Here is an 18352-nt window from a genome sequence, read left to right on the forward strand (position 1 = left end):
TTTATCAATTAAAATCCTTAATTTTGTGTTTCAAACAACAAGAACGCTCTTTATTTTCGGATGGTAAACAGGAGATTACTTCGGGTGAAAGCATTTCAGCAACTGTATGCTTACAACACGCAAGAACGTGCCCAATATCAATTGGCATTTGACGAATTAGCTGTCATTTTTCAGCCAGATTTATCACTCATGGTAGCAAAGGAGGAACAAGCTCCTCGACTGGAAGGCCTTAAAAAATTGGCCGAAATCCAATTAAACGAGTTTTTCCAAGAAATTCCAAGTGAGGAAAGCATACCACCGGAATCCATGGCCGCGGCTAAGTCCGTTTACCGAACTTATCAAAACAATACCAAAAAAATTGCGGAGAAGTTAAAAAAGGACATGGTTAAGGAAGTAGAGTCTATCTACAAACAATACCTGAAAATCCTCTTTTACTTGCAACATCTCTCGAATATTGCCGTTTGGGATGAAAATCGACGTTTATTAGAGAATCCCATCAAGACTTCTCAATTGAGCAAAAATAAGGTCTTGGCCATCATGCCAAAATGGAAAGCTTTGCAACAAGCTTTTGAAGATCAGCACATTGGATGGTCTGAAGATGAGGAGAATAGAATTAAAAAATTATTCTTAGATGTAATTCTTCTGGATCAAGCTTTTGTCGACTACCTTCCCAAGGCAGGAAAAAGCTTTGAAGATGATATCGAAATGATTCGATATATTTTAAAAACATTTATTCTAAAACACTCGAGTATGACCGAGTATTTTGAAGAAAAAGATTTAAATTGGCATCTTAATAAGGATGTAGTTAAAAGTTTGTCGACAAAAACATTTAAGGTGGATGCCTTAGAAGATTTGAGTCTACAACCCTTAGCTCTTCAGTGGGAAGATGATCAATTATTCTTCGAAGAGTTGTTTGAAAGTACCATCCAAAATGACAAAGATTTAGTTCTTTGGATTGGTGATCAAACAAAAAATTGGGAGTCTGATCGTTTGGCCATGGCTGATTTTATTTTATTAAAAATGGCCTTAACTGAAATGATTAAATTTTCCAGCATACCGGTTAAAGTAAGTATTAACGAGTACATTGAATTAGCAAAAAATTACTCTACACCCAAATCGGGGCAATTCATCAACGGTATCCTAGATGTGATTTCTCTGAGATTGATTCACGAAAAAATAATTACTAAATCAGGTCGAGGATTAATCGACATAGCTAGCAAATAATATGAGTAGATCATCAAAATCCTTTTGGGCATTTGTCGTAGGAGCTGCCACAGGTGCTATTATTGGAATTTTATATGCCCCAGATAAAGGTGAGAACACCCGTAATAAATTGTATTTTCAGTTAAACAAATACAGAGAGCAATTGAAACAATTGATCAATGATATTGTAGAAGGCAAGGAAGTACCTGAAACATTAGCTAAATCAGAAGGTAAAAAGGTAGTAAATGACACTAAAGTTAAAGCTGAAAAGTTGTTAGAGGATGTGGAAAAAATGATGAGTCAGATTAAAGCTAAGCCTTAACATGAAGTATTTCATTGCCTTATGCTTTTTATGTCTCTTATCTTGTACCAACAAACAAAAAGAGGCTAGAAATTCAACGGAAGAATCCATTCCTATGGAATTGAGACCTTCAGTGGAAAAGCATCCTGTCATGAAATTTGACCAGCCCGTAGTTTACCTAGGGAAAATTACTGAAGGCGATAGTATCTCGTATACCTTTCATTTCAAAAATGAAGGAAATATGCCTTTAAAGATTTTAACAGTGAATGCTTCTTGTGGATGTACTACCCCGAAATGGAGCAAAGAATTAGTTATGCCTGGAAAAAAAGGCTTCATCAAAGTAAGTTTTGATTCTAAAGGCAAAGAAGGTAAAGTACAAAAAACCGTTACCGCCTATTGTAATACGATGCCGTCCGACAATATGGTAGCATTTAAAGTAGAAATTGACAGAAAAAAATAATTAATAAACGAACAACTATGGCTAACAATCCTCAAATCATGCAAATCCTCCTTTTCGGTGGAATCTTTGTCGTGTTTTATTTTTTCATGATTCGTCCGCAACAAAAAAAGGCGAAAGAAGCGAAAAAATTTATTGATGAATTAAAAACAGGTGATAAAGTAGTAACCATTGGCGGAGTACATGGAACAGTGGTTTCCATTCGTGAAAAAACTTTGGTAGTAGAGATTGACTCTAGCAAAGGTGTTCGCGTGGTTTTTGAAAAATCAGCTGTTTCAAAAGATGCTTCTTCTCGCTTAACAGAAGAGTAAACCTATGGAAAAAAGCCTTCGACCTCTTTTAGGTATCACAGGCGGTATGGGATCCGGCAAATCAATCATTTGTCGGATTTTTGCTTGTCTAGGCATTCCCATTTTTGAAGCCGACAAGGTAGCCCACCAATTGATTGAAAGCAATCCAATCATTCAACAAAAACTCATTGGCATATTTGGCCCTGAAAGCTTTGATGCTCAAGGTGCTTATAATCGAGTCTTCATTCGAAGCAGAGTTAAAAATAACCCCGATTTATTAGCTGCTTTAAACCACATCATTCACCCTGCTGTTCGAGAGGCGCTTCAGCAATGGGCTCAGATCCCTAGCTCTGCTCCCTTCAAATTGTATGAGGCAGCCCTATTGACGAATAAAAACAAACCAGACTATATACACCACTTAATTGCCGTGGAATGCCCCATGAATGAGCGCATCGAACGATTACAAAAACGAAACCATTTAACCTTTGAAGACAACATGAAACTTTTACAAAACCAACCAAGTTCAGAGCAATATACGGAAGGAGCTGACTTGGTTATCCATAATGGCAAAAACGACCGCGTTTGGCCACAAGTAGAGGCCATTTTCAAACGCTTATCCATCATCTTGATTGCCTTATTACTTTTCAGTCAAACAAGCATAGGGCAGATTAAAGCCATGACTTTCAATATCCGCATGGATACCAAATCAGATGGTATTAATCAATGGTCCAATCGCAAGGACCACTGCGCTGAATTAGTCAAATATCATCAAGCTGATATTATAGGCATGCAGGAAGCTTTTATTCATCAAATTAAAGATTTTGCTGAAAGATTACCGGGCTTTGCCTGGTTTGGACGGGGACGTGACGACGGAAAAGAGGAAGGTGAATTTTCTCCCTTGTTTTACAATACCAAGAAATTCAAAATTCTGGAACAAAAGACATTTTGGTTATCGGATTCTTGCGACAAAGTAGGTTTTGGCTGGGATGCGGCCTGCCGACGTGTCGTAACCTGGGGGCATTTTCAAGATTTGAAAACAAAAAAGAAATTCTATGTTTTCAATACCCACTTTGACCATTTGGGCAAAGTAGCCCGCAGAGAAAGTGCCAAATTAGTATTGGCTAAAATCAAAGAAATCGCGAAAAACAACCCTGTTATTTTATTAGGAGATTTTAATGCCAAGCCAGATGATGAACCTATTCAAATCTTGGTAGACCCTAAGAACCCTGACCGATTAACGAATTCCGAAAGCATCAGCCAAAAGGGACATTATGGTCCTAAAAACTCATTCAATGCCTTCAAAGAAGAAAGAGAAAACAGTCAAATCGATTATATTTTCGTGAAAAATGGAGTTCGTTGTGAACAACATGCCACCCATACAGAGACATGGTCAAATCGTTATCCTACGGACCATTTCCCTGTCAGTGCCACCCTCCTAATCCCTTAAATCGATTTGGGTTTTATGACCTCAAATTGTAACTTGCAGTATGGAAAATTTTATTGTTTCTGCTCGAAAATACCGTCCTACCCAGTTTGATTCTGTGGTAGGTCAAAGCCACATTACCACGACACTGAAGAATGCCATCAAGTCGAATCACTTGGCTCAGGCTTTTTTATTTTGTGGGCCTAGAGGGGTGGGTAAAACCACTTGTGCGCGTATTTTAGCCAAAACAATTAACTGTGAAAATCAAAGTCCCGATGGTGAAGCCTGTGGAACTTGTTCTTCCTGCCAGTCTTTCCAAGAAAATACCTCGCTGACCATACATGAGCTCGATGCCGCATCGAATAACTCGGTGGATGATATCCGAAGCTTAATAGACCAAGTTCGTTATCCTCCTCAAAATGGACGTTACAAGGTCTACATCATTGATGAGGTTCACATGCTTTCTGCTCAAGCTTTCAATGCCTTTTTGAAAACATTGGAAGAACCTCCCTCCTATGCCATTTTTATCTTGGCTACAACGGAAAAACATAAAATCTTACCCACCATTTTGTCGCGCTGTCAAATCTTTGATTTTAACCGCATCAAATGGCAAGATATGGCCATGCACTTGGCATCCATTGCCGAAAAGGAGCATATCTCGGCCGAACCCGCAGCTTTGGAATTGATTTCCATCAAAGCCGATGGGGGTTTACGCGATGCTTTGTCGATGTTTGATTTAAATGTCACCTTTTCTACCGACAATACCCTGCGCCATAAAGCTGTCTTAGATAATTTACATATTCTAGATAGCGACTATTATTTTAGTCTGACGGATCACTTAGTAGACCAAAACCATACGGCCGTTCTTTTACTTATAGAAGAAATCATGCGAAAAGGTTTTGATGGAATGCAGTTCATTTCAGGGCTCATGGAGCATTTGCGTTTATTATTATATGCCAAAGATCCTAAGACCTTAGCGCTAATGGAAATGAGTGATGAGACCAAGGCTAAGTTTAAAAAACAGGCGGAATTAACATCTACCTCGTTTTTACTCTCCGCCATGAATATATGTGCGCAATGTGAAGTAAATTATAAAAGTGCCAAGAATCCAAGATTGCATTTGGATTTGAGTTTACTGAAAATCAACTACTTAAATTCAGTATTCAAGCCTAAGCAAGCACCTGTGGTGGAGGACAGTGCTGGAAAAAAGCTTGAGGCTTCGGCCAATCCACCAGTTGAAAATAATGTTGCACAAGTACTAAATACTCCTGTAAAGCAAGAAGCCCCTGAACAGGAAGTCCCAACTCCATCCGTAGAAATGAAGGAGGAAAAAATGGAATCTCCTGAAAACATCCAAGCTAGTCCTGCTCCTAGCCGACCAAGTATTCAGTCTACGGGTTTGCGAAGTGCCAAAAAACTAGTAGAGACCAAACAGGCTGAACAAAAGGAAGCCACTTTGCTGACAAGCAGTGCCACAGGAGCAGAGAACAAATCATTTCAAATAGAAGATATTAGTCGGGAATGGGTCCGAATAGCTAAGGCCTATGAAGCCAATCAGGACATCAATAAATTTGTCATGATGAATCGGCCAATTGAACTAATAGGTACGGTATTACATCTAAAAGTAGAAAACGAATTACAAATTCAGCAGTTTAATGAAGCCATTCGGATGGAGGTATTAAACCAACTGCGCTCTTCACTACACAATTTTGATATTGACATTGAGCTAGACATCCTTATTCAAGAAAAAAGCGACAAAAAAGTATTGTACACCCAATCTGACAAATACGAATACCTTTCTGAGAAACATCCCATTCTAGTAGAAATGAAACAAAGGATGGGCTTGGATTATGAATTTTAAAAATCAATGGATATGTGAAGTTGACCACCTAGACCTACTTCTACAATCTTTTTCAAGGTAAACAATCGGACTTCTTTCACATCATTTTCAATTTTAGAAATATACGATTTAGTAGTACCTACTTTCATGGCCAATTCTTCTTGGGTTAATCCCTGATTTTTTCTGGCTTCTTTAAGTATATGTTCCAATTTGAAATATTGAAAACCCACATCGAAATCATATCTTGAAATATCATCTGGATTTCCAGTATTTAATTCCACCAACTGTTCCAAATTCACAAATTCACTCTTATTCGCTTTCATAGAATTCTCCGTTTTTATTTATTTCACTTTCACTGAACATTTCAACAAAAGAAAATAAATAATATGTCAAATTACTGCAGGAAATGAATGAACATAATAATTATCAAGTAACTGATAATTTAAATAGGTGGAATTTACAAGCTTTAAAAGGTTACCTAAAACATATCAGATAAAGTCAACATCGTCTTCCAATTTCGCGTAGTAGCAGAAACCTTGAGTTTATTCTCTAAGAAATTATTGCTCAACTTCGCATTTCCATACCCCTTAGGTACATACAAATAAACGGCCTGGCCAATGAGTTGATATGTCTCCTCCTGAAAAACAAAACTAGACAATTTCTCTACGTTTTCAGACAATGGCACGGTCGCCAATAAACTCACGTATAATTTGGCTTCATCTAAATTTTCCAGAGCTAGAAATGGATTTTTAGCCACAATTTGATTCCAAACCTGGGCATCAAAAACTTGAACATCTACCTCAAATCCAAATCGTTCTAGAATGGCTGATTGAATCTTTTCAATGAGTTCTTTTTCAGAAAAACGCTGGTCTTGAAAAATCACATTCCCACTTTGAATATAGGTTTGAACAGCTTCAAATCCTAGTGATTCAAACATGGCTTTTAGCTCCACCATTTTGATCATCTTCTGACCAGACACATTGATTCCTCTCAGCAAGGCAATATAAGTAGTCATTAAAATTGAATTAGATATCCACAAAAAAATAAATAATATTGCTAATTTGACTCACCATTAATTATCATATAACCAACCACTAAATTGAAATGAAAAGTAAATTCAACTGTCCACATTGCCAAAAACCTCAAAACTTAAAGTATTTATTATACATTCATAAAGTAATAAAATGGGAATGCCCCAATTGTAACAAGGAAATTACTCCTAAAAAACTATCTGCTGTGGCAAGTATATTAATAGGAATAAGCTTTTACATAACTTGTTATGTGCCTTTGATCATATTTAAATGGAATATTACGAATTCAATTCTATTAGGCGTAATTAGTGGCCTTTTTACCTATTTCATGACACTCGTATTTTATTACTTTACCAAAGAAATCGAATAAATTAAAAATTATCATAATATGTGAAATCCTGGACAATCTTACCGTTTTCAATGCGGAAAATGACAGCTATTGGCAATTCAAATTTCTTTTGATCGGCTCCTGTACCTGTGGAAACAAACTCCACGGCCACGTGCTTATCCCCAGAGGGATAGACATTCTCCACCTGATCATGCACATCCGGAAACTGCTGTTCTAAGCCCGAATACTCCTGCACAAACTGGGCTTTGGTCTTTTTAATCACCTTCATCTCGGAAGTTGGATCTTTAAACTCAGCTGAATCAGCATACATCTCCGATAAAGCCTTCCAATCATGCTGATTAAATAAGGTAAAATACTTGTCAATCAGCGCCTTGTTCCTTTCTTCCATAGTAGGAGAAGAACTTTGGCATGCCGTAAAAAACAGGCTGAACACAAGTAGAACTAGTATTTGTTTCATAGAACATTCATTAGAGTGAATTATTAATCCATCAGAACACGATCAGTTTACTCCCTCACATGCCCATTCCCCACTAGCACCCATTTTTCTGTCACCAATTTCTCCAGAGCAAAAGGCCCCCTAGCATGCAATTTCTGGGTTGAAATACCAATCTCAGCCCCTAATTCAAATACACTCCCATCGGTAAATCGGGTGGATGCATTCCAATAAACAGCTGCCGCATCAATGGCTTGTAAAAAGTAATTCGCCTCTTCTGCATCTTCCGAAATAATGGCTTCCGAATGACGAGAAGAATAATTCGAAATATGTAAAATGGCCTCTTCTGTACTATCCACCACTTTAATGGAACAAGCAAAATCCAAAAACTCTCGACCAAAATCCTCCTCGCTAGCCTCGAATAAATAAGGATATGCCTGTGCCTTTAACAGGGCATAAGAACGAGGATCGGCATGAATCTTGACGTGATATTGAATAAAATCATCCTGAATCAAACTTAAAAAGCGAGATAATTTACTCGCATGTATGACAATGGTATCCAATGAATTACAAACGGATGGTCGGGTTACTTTGGCATTGACCACTACCGGTACCGCTTTAGCCAAATCTGCTGTCTCGGCCACGTAAGTATGGCAAACTCCCGCACCTGTCTCAATGGTAGGCACCAATGATTCTCTACGCACTCGCTGAATTAAAGCATCAGAACCTCTTGGTATGATGACATCAATGTATTTTATTGCCGTCAATAAGGTGCTCACATGAGCACGATCCGTAGGCAATAAGCGTACTAAATCTTTCGAAAACCCATTTTTTTCCAAGGCTTGGTGAATCAAGGAAACCAAAAATGAATTACTATTCCAAGCATCCGTTCCACCCCTCAATACGGCAGCGTTTCCTGAGCGAATACATAAGGCTGCCACATCAATGGTGACATTGGGTCTAGATTCATAAATTACTCCCACCACACCCAAAGGCACAGCCAGCTTCCGTAAATGTAAACCATTCTTCAGCTGTTTCTCTAAAATAACCTGTCCAGAGGGATCAGGCAATAACATGATATCCCGTAAACTGTCTGCCAACGATTGGATGCGCTCTTCTGTTAACAACAAACGATCACGCATGGGATTATTGGCATCATAATTTGCCAAATCTTGGGCATTCGCTTGAATGATCCCCAATTTGTTTTCTTCCAACAATAAGGCTAAATCAGATAGAATGGTATTTTTCTGATCACTGCTTGCCATGGCCAGCGAGATGGCGGCATGTCGGGTAGCGGCTAAGGAAGCTAATAGTTCACTCGTATTTTCCATGAATTAATGTAGGCTAAAAATCGTAACCAAATGACAAATAGGTTACTGGTGCTTTAATTTCTTTATTATCCATACCAAAGGCATAATCCAATTTAATGAAATAGCCCAACAAGTACGCTCTTGCCCCCAAACCATATCCCACTAAGAATGGATTTCTAAAATCCGTAACCGTAGCTAAAAATGGATTAGTATTTCCACCATAGGTATTGGTATTAAATCCATTGGTTCTGGCAAATGGATTAGATCCAGTCCAGGCGCTTCCTATGTCGGTAAAGCCAGCAAATTGAAATGAATTCATGAATCTAGATTTGGAAAAATCTGGACCCATGAGGGATTTCAAAGGGACACGTAATTCTAAATTCAACAAAATATGACTTTGTCCCGACAATTTATTGATATTAAATCCACGTAAAGGGCTAGCCACATCACTCATAAATACATCACGCTGCGCTATACCTGCCGTACCCATAGGGTTCTCTTTATTTCTTCCTTCGCGCTGAATAAACAACCAATTATCGACGCCCCCTAACATGGTTTGTGGAGCGGCTGAACCCAGGGCATTGGAAGCTGATAAACGAGCAGCTAAAATAAAGCTATTGGTCAACTTCAAATACCGACGCATATCCAAGCGGATACGACTAAAATTTTGAGCTAAAGCTAAGCCTGTTTGATACTCAGCAGAAAGATTCATCCTAAATCCTGTTCGTAGATTTTCATCCAAATACACCGTATTATCAAAGGTATATTCCAATTTGGCACCAGCATAAGTTGCCAAGTTTTCCGGCGTAGTCAGACTATATTGATCAATAGCCCGATTGGAACTAAAAGATCCAGTAAAACTAACTTTGCTCAACAGATTAAACGGATAAACTCCTTTTACCTCGATTCGGTTATACCGTACTTTTTGAGAAAAACTTTCATTTTCTTGATCCAGTACCTTTCTATCAAAACGAACAAACCAATCTACTTTATTGGCTAAATAGCCATATTCAGCCCACAAATCAGCATTACGCAAATTGGAAGTCACAAATATCCCTGTCCTCACCAAATGATTCTCCAAAAGATCATTCATCTTCACTTCAAAAGAATAACCCAAACCTCGAATGGGATCCACCATGAAATTCCCTTCTGATTTGTTGACCACAAAAGAATTTTGATAATCCACGGGCCCCAATAATTTACCCGGATCTTTTCTTAATCGTTGACTTTGCTGCCTTAATTCAATCCTAGCTCGTCGCTGATCTGCCCGACGAAGCAATGGTTTCTCAAGACTATCTTTCGAAGTCAAAGTAGCCGGATCTGCGGTAGATATTTCATTGAATTGTGGATACCAACGACTTTGACCCGCACTAACTAGTGAGCTAACAGGATAGGTACTAATCATTTGCGTTAACATGTCATTTTGCCGAACGACCAATTGATCTTGGGTCCATTCAGCTGATCTCCATGGACCTGAACGTGCCCCATTTTGATAAAAAGTAGTATCTGCCCAGCGTAAACTAATCAAATTAGTCCCTGATGTTTCTTCACTTAAAAAGTTCCAAACGGAATCAGACACTTGTCTAATATTGTGTATGTAACCACGATGAGCAAAAATACGGTTTGGGTTGGATGGATCATCCGCTTTCCAATGATATAAGGAATAGATACCGTCCTTGGATACGGATGCTTTCCAGGTTGAATCCACATATTTCTCGGTGATATAGGCCACATCGTTACCATTATTCCACCAATGGGCTTCTATTTCATCATTGGCGTCCTGGGTCACTGCCGTATAACGATTCCGCCTCAAATCATAAATTCCTACATCGACCTGGCCATTTCTTAATGCCCTAACCAACATCCGCTGACCATTAGAGGCTATCTCAAAATCCAAGCAATTTAAATCCACCAATTTCTTTTTAGATTCCACCCGGAGGCTAAACTTATTCGCTGTCAGGGCAGAATATGTTTGCAAATAGGAATTCCCCTCAGCACTATAAAGAATGGATAATACGTTGGATTTACCCCATGACAACAAAGGGCCACGATCTGTAGATATTCTTTCTGAATCTTTTAAACCAGTTTGAAAAATACTTTGTGATTTTTGATTACTCAAATTCATCAAATTCACTTGAAACTTCCCTGATTCTCCTAGTACATAGGCTAACCATTTACCATCTGGACTTATTTTAAAATCTCCTAGTATTTGATCATTTAGCATATCCACCGATGTCAAATTTCTCAATCCATTCAAGGCAACCGTATTCACCTCTTCTTGTTTGGACTGATGCATATAATACTCAAACCATTCTCTCAAAAATTTACTGAAAGGCTTTTTGATGGTACTGGAAATACTGGATTGCTCATTTCGAATGATTCGAGTCAAGTTCAAGATATTGCTAACTGGCTGCTTACCATAGGTCTTAACCAAGTATGCCCAAATAGAATGTCCCAACCAAACGGATTCCTTTCCCTGAGCTAAATTAGGTTTGCGAACACGATTATTCACCACTACTTGGTACATAAATTGGTTCATTTCAGGAGAATCACCCTCGGCAATGTAGGCCGCAATTCCTTCTGAAAACCACTCAGGAACTGACAATAAGAGTGAGTTTTGAAGCGCATCTTTAATACTTCCACCAAAAAGCATGTCGTTCACATACACTTTAGTTACCTCCCTAACCAATTCCTTTTTATACTTAGAGGCATTCTGTTGAAAAGCAATTTCAACTTTGAACTCGGCAAAGTTTTCCGCCTTAGCTTCTTCCGCATTATCTAAACTAATTCCCGTATTGGATTGTATCCAATCTTGATGTGAAGGATAAACAAAGAGTTTTATTTTATTGAATGGACTATACCCCAAGATATCGGTGATTCTGGGAAATTCAGATTCCAAAATTTGAATGGTATTTCTGGCTAAGGCTTCATTTTTACCGAAATAATAGACTTCAAAATTTTGACTGGTAAAAAACTTCCAAACAAATTTTTGATACTGAATTCGGGTTTTATCGAATTTCTTTTGACTTGGATAGAAATCTTGCCCAGATAGCATGAAGGAAAAAAGCAGCAAAAATAATAGCAATATTCTTTTCATCCTGTTTTCAGATTAATAGGCAATTTCAATAAAACCAAATTTAATGATTTATGTGGAAAATAAATGGTAAAATCGACGAATTGATGCTTCCGAATTTATCTGTCCCTCCGCTTTCCATTCAGCTAACCATTGGTGGGCAAAATAGGGACTCAAAGAAACTCCTTTGGAACCAAATCCATTGAATATGGCTAAGGGTAAATGAGGGTGAAAACCAACCAATGGCCTACGGTCTTGGGTGGCTGGCCTGACTCCTGTAGACATCTCTATTTCCTCATAGGAATTTAAGCCCAATGATTTTAGTTTATTTCTCAAATCCAATTGGGCCGATATACTAGGCTGATTAGAAAAATCATCCCATCGGTAGGTTGCCCCTACTTTAAATTCATGATTACCTAAGGGTAATAGGAAGCCATTTTTATTTAGAATATATTCCTGAGAGGGCTCCAGTGAACTAATTTTCATCAATTCTCCTTTGGCAGGTAAAAAATTCAAATGCCCAAAAAACGGATTATTCTGCTGGGCATGATAGCCTTCACAAAATATGACACAGGCATAAGTCTGTTTTTGAAAAGAAACCACATCTCCTGAAATTTTCAAATCAGTTGCTGGATGAATGGCTATTTCCTGATATATGTTTTTTGTTTGAAAATAACTTTTAGAGCATCTCAACAAGCTATCCACATCTAACCATCCTGCCTTTTCTACCCAAACTCCCTCATCTGTCCACCGAAGGTATTCATTATCTATCCCCTCTTTTCTTTCTAAAAGCCAACTTTTCATTTCCTCATTGGCATAGGGCCTAAACAAGGGCATCGGATGAAAAAATGAGCTGGATAAGGTTTTCTCTAGAGCAGTATAAAATGGAAACAGATATGAAAAAAGCTCATCCACTAGCCAAGATTTCTCTAATTTCCGACCAGTAACAGGGTTAAAAATCCCTCCTGCCGCATAAGATGAAGTGAAAAAGGTTTTGGGAGCATCGACCAAGTAAAAAGGCACACCTGCTTGATCCAAGGTATGAGCTAGTATGGTTCCAGCCAAACCTTGCCCAATGATTAAAACAGGAAGCGAATGCTTATTTTTTAGCATGTTGAACTCGTCGAACTTGTTCTAAAACAAAAGCTACTTGTTCATCCATGGATTTGTAAGATGTATCTAAATCAATGGCGTCATCGGCACGTTTTAGTGGCCCCTCACTTCTATTGGAATCAATTTCGTCCCGTATTTTTAAATTCTCTACAATCTGCTCAATGGGCAGATCCTCTCCTTTTTGCATTAATTCCAATTTTCTTCTTTGCGCCCTAATCTTAGGATCAGCCGTCATGAAAATTTTCACTTCAGCATCAGGAAAAACCACGGTCCCAACATCTCTACCATCCATCACAACTCCTTTCTTCTTCCCCATTTTTTGTTGCTGCGCTACCATGGCATGGCGCACCGTAGGAATAGCACTTACTTGACTCACGATATCAGAAATGTACATTTTCCGAATTTCATTCTCCACATTTTCACCATTCAAAAAGGTATCTGAGGCTTGCCTTTCTGGATTAAATTCAAAAGTAATGTGCAGCTCTTCCAAAGCCTTTTCTACAGCACGTATATTAAAACAATCCACCTGATTGCGATGAAAATAGAGAGCTACAGCTCGGTACATGGCCCCTGTATCCACAAAAGCATAATGCAATTGGGCTGCTACACGTTTGGCAGTTGTACTTTTTCCACAAGAAGAAAAGCCATCAAGGGCAATGATAATTTTAGACATGAACGGAGTTTAAAAACGAAATAATGGCCAAATATACCTCTTTGGGAGCTTCATAAGCGGCTTGATGGCCTGCCTGAAGTATTCGCACTACATAATGAAGAGAAGAAAGTGCCACCGCTTTTTCCACATCTTCCAGAGGAACTAATGCATCTAACTCACCGTGAATAAATAAAAAGGGAATCTGTGTTGATGCCAATAAGTCCAATCCTGCCGGTCGGTCGCGCATGGCTTTAGAAGCTGCCACCAAACCTGAGGCGGGTAATTCCTGATATCGGTCAATTAAGCTTTTGATGACCTCAGAATTTTGTTGAACAAAATCCGGTGAAAATAAATTGGGAACAAATGGCCCAATGAAGGCTTTTGTTCCCAATTTATGTAAAAACTCAATCGTTTTATTCCGGTTCAATTTCTTTTCCTGAGAATCCGACATGGCTGTTGAATTCAACATGACCACGGCTTTCACTTGTTCAGGAAATAAACTGGCTAATGCTAGGGCAATATAACCACCCATCGAATGCCCAATGAGATACCAAGCTTGATCCTTAGGTAATTGTAAGGCAATTTTTTGAGCGTATTCCGACATACTTGAACAATCCTCCCAGCTAGCATAATCAGGCATAATTACTGGAAATGGCCAAGTATATGCGGGTATGAAATCATCCCAAACACGGTGATCTTCACCAAATCCGTGTAAACAGACGATGATTCCTGTCATATTAAAACGTATGCAAAAGGCCTAAGAGTACAAATATCAAACCAATGAAAGCAGAAACGGCTCCAATGGCTCCCAATCCAAAAATGGAAAGAATGATACCTATAATCAATAAAATAACCCCAATTTTCACTTTGGAATCCCAAGATGAAGGACTGGATGCTTGTTTTTGTTTCTTTGCTTGAACTTTATATTCCTTAATTTGGGCTTTAAGCTGAGCTTTGAACACTTTTTTATGTTGAATCAACTCCTTTTTCTCCATGTGTTTCATGGATTTAACTCCCTGATGTAAGGAATTCAATTCTGTTACTAGCTTTGCTTCTTCGGGTGTGCTGGCTACTACTGGTACAATTTCTTCACTTAGTTGATTGGATTGACTAACTATTAAGCTAGGTTCTTCTTCTTTCACTGGACTAACAATGGCCTTAGTAGAAGGCTGAGCTTGCTGGTAAACAGCAAAATACGCTCCTTTATGTGAACAAGAAGCAATGAATAAAGTAAGGACGAGAACGATTAGATTGTTTTTCATAATTAGGCTACAACTTTCATTTGATGGAACACTGTTTTTTCGAATTTCAATTTAGCATAAGCTAAGTCCACTTCAAAATTTGAAATGTCCGTTTGAGAAGGAATATCAAACATGGCATCTGTCATGATGGCTTCCATAATGGATCTCAAACCACGCGCACCCAATTTATATTGCATGGCTTGTTCCACCATGTAACTTAAAGCCTCTTCTGTAAAAGTCAACTTTACCCCTTCCATCTCAAACAATTTTTCATATTGTTTGACCAAGGCATTTTTAGGCTTTGTCAAAATGGCTAATAAAGCCACTTGATCCAATGGATTAAGGTAAGTAATCACAGGCAGTCGACCTAATAATTCAGGAATTAAACCAAATGATTTCAAATCTTGGGCGGTCACATATTTCATGATTTGATCTTTCTCAAAGGAATCATGGAAGGTATCGTCCCCAGAAAATCCAATTGGACGGGCATTTAAACGTTTAGAGATATGTCGACCAATACCATCAAAAGCACCCCCGCAAATGAATAGGATATTCTCTGTATTCACGGCAATCATTTTTTGATCGGGATGTTTTCTTCCTCCTTGAGGTGGTACATTGACGATGGAGCCTTCTAGCAATTTTAACAAAGCTTGTTGAACACCTTCACCCGATACATCACGAGTAATGGATGGATTATCTGATTTGCGCGCAATCTTGTCGATCTCATCAATGAAAACTATGCCACATTCTGCTTTAGCCACATCGTAATTAGCGGCTTGCAAGAGACGAGTCAAAATGGTTTCCACATCCTCTCCCACATAACCTGCTTCTGTAATGACAGTAGCATCGGCAATACAAAAAGGTACTTGAAGTTTCTGCGCCAAGGTGCGGGCCAAATAGGTTTTACCCGTCCCTGTTTCTCCCACCATAAGGATGTTTGATTTCTCAATTTTCACATCCTGCTCATTACTAGGCTGCATCAAGCGCTTGTAATGGTTATACACCGCTACCGAAAGATGTTTTTTAGCTTCTTCCTGACCGATGACATAGAGATCCAAATGTTCCTTTAAGTCTTTAGGCTTAACTAATTCAAATTGCTGCTTTGTATTCTTTTTATTGACTACTGGAGCCCCTAATTCTTCTTTAATGACCTCGTAGCCTTGTTGCAAACATTGATCACATATGTGTCCATCGATACCGGACAACAAAATTCCGACCTCCGATTTATTTCGGCCACAAAATGAGCAATTAGTATTATTCTTTTTGGGATTTGCCATCCTTACACATTACGGGTTAAAATTTCATCAATTAAACCATATTCTTTGGCTTCTGCCGCTTTCATCCAATAATCACGATCGGAATCACGCTCAATTTCTTCAAATGTTTTACCTGAATGCTTGGCCAAAATATCGTACAATTCCTGACGGATTTTAACGATTTCACGGGCTGTGATTTCAATATCGCGGCTTTGACCTTGTGCCCCACCAGAAGGTTGGTGTATCATCACACGCGCATGCTCCAAAGCAGAGCGTTTTCCGGCAGCACCTCCTGCTAATAATACCGCACCCATGGAAGCGGCTAAAGAGGTACATACGGTTGCTACTTCTGGACGGATGTAATTCATGGTATCATAGATACCTAAACCGGCATACACAGATCCACCGGGACTATTGATATACATTACTATGTCCTTTTTGGCATCGGTAGATTCCATAAATAATAATTGAGCCACAATGATATTGGCCATATAATCATCAACAGGTACACCCATGAAAATAATACGGTCCATAATCAAACGTGAAAACACGTCGATTTGAGCGAAACGCATTGGACGCTCTTCAATGATATATTGGGTCATGTCGTCAATACGGTGATTCACTTGGCTACCCATTTGATTCATGTATTGATCAACCGCTAAACCGTTTAAGCCTTTATGGTGTACCGCATATTTGCGAAACTCGTCTCCTGATAATTCCTTGGGATACATAATTTTTAGTTTAAGATTCAAATTTAAAATAAATGTCGGATTAATTGCGAGCAATTAGCTGGTAAACCAAATTTTGAAATGCTTAGTTCACACAAAACCCCGTAAAAACGGGGTTTTGAAAATTCCAACAAATATCCTGTACTATAAAGCTGCAGCGATTTCTTTGAATTTATCCACATCGATTTTAGAAACCTTGTGTGGGATTTTTTCTACAATCACAGAAGATACTTTATCCGCAAAAGCTTGATTATATAAATTCATGAAATTGTCTGACTTCGATTTATCACTCAAATAACCCATGGCTATTTTTTCAATCATTTCTTCGATACCCGGTTGGTCAGCCGACAAATAACCGCCAAATTGTTGACGTACCATGTCTTTCGCTTTTTCTACCACTTCCGCATATTCTACTTTCACTTCAAATTTCTCAGCAATTTCATTTTTGATTAAGTTCCAACGGATATCCTTTTTCACATTATCAAAATCTTGATCAATTTGCTCCGGTGTAAATTTATCTTCATTGATACGTACTAACCAGTTACGCAAAAATGCCTCAGGCAAATCTATTTTCACTTGATCTAACAACGCTTTTTCTGCATCAATACGCAATAAGTAATTAGCTTCACGCTTGTAGTTATCTTGTACAATTTCAATCAGTTGCTCACGGAAACTAGCTTCATCTGTAGCTTTACCTGCACCCAACACTTTATCGAAAAATGCTTGATCCAAGCTCGCTGGAACCGAACGAGTGATATCTTCTACGACATATGAAACCTCACCAGTCAAATCACCTACTTCTTCTTCCTTCTTGCCTGTAGCTAATGCCAAAGATTTGGCATCATTGAATACTTTATCAATAGCAAACTTTAGGGTATCTCCTACTTTCGCTCCTATGAAAATCTTTTTCGATTTATCATTGATCGAATGCAAAGGAATAGCTGATTTCTCCACCCAGTCTCCTTGAGTGAAAGTTCCAAAAACCAAATCCCGATCTTCTACCGATTCTGGATGAGTCTGCTCTCCGAATTGCTTCTTCAAGTTCTCAATCGTTTCTTCGATTTCTTTTTTATCTGCTTTGATTTCGTAAGAATTAACTGTTTTAATTTTATCTAAATCAACAGAAAACTCTCCGTGAAAACCTAAATCATAATGGAAGGTAAATTCCGTATCTTTTTCCCAGTCGATAGCATCTGCTTCTTCTACTGCAGGCATAGGCTCTCCAACAAGGTTCAATTTATTTTCTTTAATATAATCACTTACCGCATGACCTAATAAATGATTGATCTCTTCCACTAAAATGGATTGTCCAGCCAATTTTTTGATTAATGGCATAGGCACCATACCCGGACGAAAACCTTTGATGCTCGCCTTTTTACGATAATCTTTTAATTTAGCTTCTACTTTTTCTTGGTAATCAGCAGCTGAAACGACAACGGTCAAACGACCTTCTAAATCATTTGAATGGTTGAGCGAAATATTCATATGGAAGTATTTAAATTTTTTAATTAAAAAAAGCCCCCAATACCTTTTGGTCTTGAGGGCTTGCCGATGGTACGGGCGGAGGGACTCGAACCCCCATGCCTCGCGGCGCCAGATCCTAAGTCTGGTATGTCTACCAATTCCACCACGCCCGCTTGCATTTGGAGGTG

General features: G+C 38.6%; 18 protein-coding genes and 1 tRNA gene. 6 read left to right on the forward strand and 13 right to left on the reverse strand.

All coding sequences use genetic code 11. The features are described from left to right. Positions 1-60 precede the first annotated feature (60 nt). From nusB to EWU23_RS11605, 6 genes are read left to right on the forward strand one after another with little or no spacing between them, the layout of a single operon-like run. Positions 61-1224, forward strand: coding sequence for a transcription antitermination factor NusB (gene nusB / locus EWU23_RS11580; RefSeq protein ID WP_205753171.1), 1164 nt, complete (start codon positions 61-63; stop codon positions 1222-1224). Position 1225: 1 nt separating this feature from the next. Continuing rightward, positions 1226-1525, forward strand: coding sequence for a YtxH domain-containing protein (locus tag EWU23_RS11585; protein WP_109323430.1), 300 nt, complete (start codon positions 1226-1228; stop codon positions 1523-1525). 1 nt (position 1526) lies between these two features. Continuing rightward, positions 1527-1964 carry a DUF1573 domain-containing protein gene (locus tag EWU23_RS11590; protein ID WP_166232348.1) on the forward strand — a complete coding sequence of 146 codons (438 nt, stop codon included), beginning with the start codon at positions 1527-1529 and terminating at the stop codon, positions 1962-1964. Positions 1965-1981: 17 nt separating this feature from the next. Beyond that, complete coding sequence (gene yajC, locus EWU23_RS11595; RefSeq protein ID WP_166232350.1) at positions 1982-2272, forward strand: preprotein translocase subunit YajC; 291 nt, start codon at positions 1982-1984, stop codon at positions 2270-2272. Positions 2273-2276: 4 nt separating this feature from the next. Further along, positions 2277-3698: a dephospho-CoA kinase gene (coaE, locus tag EWU23_RS11600; protein WP_166232352.1), complete on the forward strand. Its 1422-nt coding sequence runs from the start codon at positions 2277-2279 to the stop codon at positions 3696-3698. 40 nt (positions 3699-3738) lie between these two features. Beyond that, positions 3739-5535, forward strand: coding sequence for a DNA polymerase III subunit gamma/tau (locus EWU23_RS11605; protein WP_166232354.1), 1797 nt, complete (start codon positions 3739-3741; stop codon positions 5533-5535). Here EWU23_RS11605 and EWU23_RS11610 read toward each other — a convergent pair. From EWU23_RS11610 to EWU23_RS11670, 13 genes are all read right to left on the reverse strand, one after another. After that, entirely contained in the window at positions 5532-5837 is a 306-nt protein-coding gene (locus EWU23_RS11610) for a helix-turn-helix domain-containing protein (RefSeq protein ID WP_166232356.1), read from the reverse strand. The genes EWU23_RS11605 and EWU23_RS11610 overlap by 4 nt on opposite strands. A 155-nt stretch (positions 5838-5992) precedes the next feature. Continuing rightward, positions 5993-6529 (reverse strand): DUF1697 domain-containing protein, encoded by a 537-nt coding sequence (locus tag EWU23_RS11615; RefSeq protein WP_166232358.1) that lies wholly within the window; start codon positions 6527-6529, stop codon positions 5993-5995. 387 nt (positions 6530-6916) lie between these two features. After that, on the reverse strand, positions 6917-7351 hold the full coding sequence (locus tag EWU23_RS11620; RefSeq protein ID WP_166232360.1) for a nuclear transport factor 2 family protein: 435 nt from the start codon (positions 7349-7351) through the stop codon (positions 6917-6919). A 47-nt stretch (positions 7352-7398) separates the two neighbouring features. Next, positions 7399-8658 carry a glutamate-5-semialdehyde dehydrogenase gene (locus tag EWU23_RS11625; RefSeq protein WP_166232362.1) on the reverse strand — a complete coding sequence of 420 codons (1260 nt, stop codon included), beginning with the start codon at positions 8656-8658 and terminating at the stop codon, positions 7399-7401. 13 nt (positions 8659-8671) lie between these two features. Beyond that, positions 8672-11734 carry a BamA/TamA family outer membrane protein gene (locus EWU23_RS11630; protein ID WP_166232364.1) on the reverse strand — a complete coding sequence of 1021 codons (3063 nt, stop codon included), beginning with the start codon at positions 11732-11734 and terminating at the stop codon, positions 8672-8674. 48 nt (positions 11735-11782) lie between these two features. Next, complete coding sequence (locus EWU23_RS11635) at positions 11783-12823, reverse strand: NAD(P)/FAD-dependent oxidoreductase (RefSeq protein ID WP_166232366.1); 1041 nt, start codon at positions 12821-12823, stop codon at positions 11783-11785. Then, positions 12810-13496 (reverse strand): (d)CMP kinase, encoded by a 687-nt coding sequence (gene cmk / locus EWU23_RS11640; RefSeq protein ID WP_166232370.1) that lies wholly within the window; start codon positions 13494-13496, stop codon positions 12810-12812. Before cmk ends, EWU23_RS11635 begins: the two co-directional genes overlap by 14 nt. Further along, positions 13489-14211: an alpha/beta fold hydrolase gene (locus EWU23_RS11645; protein WP_166232372.1), complete on the reverse strand. Its 723-nt coding sequence runs from the start codon at positions 14209-14211 to the stop codon at positions 13489-13491. Before EWU23_RS11645 ends, cmk begins: the two co-directional genes overlap by 8 nt. Position 14212: 1 nt before the next feature. Next, positions 14213-14737 carry a hypothetical protein gene (locus EWU23_RS11650; RefSeq protein ID WP_166232374.1) on the reverse strand — a complete coding sequence of 175 codons (525 nt, stop codon included), beginning with the start codon at positions 14735-14737 and terminating at the stop codon, positions 14213-14215. 2 nt (positions 14738-14739) lie between these two features. Further along, positions 14740-15993 carry an ATP-dependent Clp protease ATP-binding subunit ClpX gene (gene clpX / locus EWU23_RS11655; RefSeq protein ID WP_166232376.1) on the reverse strand — a complete coding sequence of 418 codons (1254 nt, stop codon included), beginning with the start codon at positions 15991-15993 and terminating at the stop codon, positions 14740-14742. Between the two features lie 2 nt (positions 15994-15995). Then, positions 15996-16703, reverse strand: a complete 708-nt coding sequence (locus EWU23_RS11660) for a ClpP family protease (protein ID WP_109323446.1) — start codon at positions 16701-16703, stop codon at positions 15996-15998. 141 nt (positions 16704-16844) lie between these two features. Further along, entirely contained in the window at positions 16845-18185 is a 1341-nt protein-coding gene (locus tag EWU23_RS11665; protein ID WP_166232378.1) for a trigger factor, read from the reverse strand. A gap of 67 nt (positions 18186-18252) precedes the next feature. After that, positions 18253-18337 (reverse strand) — tRNA-Leu (locus EWU23_RS11670). Between the last annotated feature and the right edge of the window lie 15 nt (positions 18338-18352).

The sequence above is a fragment of the Aquirufa beregesia genome (assembly GCF_011090385.1).
In the GTDB taxonomy this organism is placed as follows: Bacteria; Bacteroidota; Bacteroidia; order Cytophagales; family Spirosomataceae; genus Aquirufa; species Aquirufa beregesia.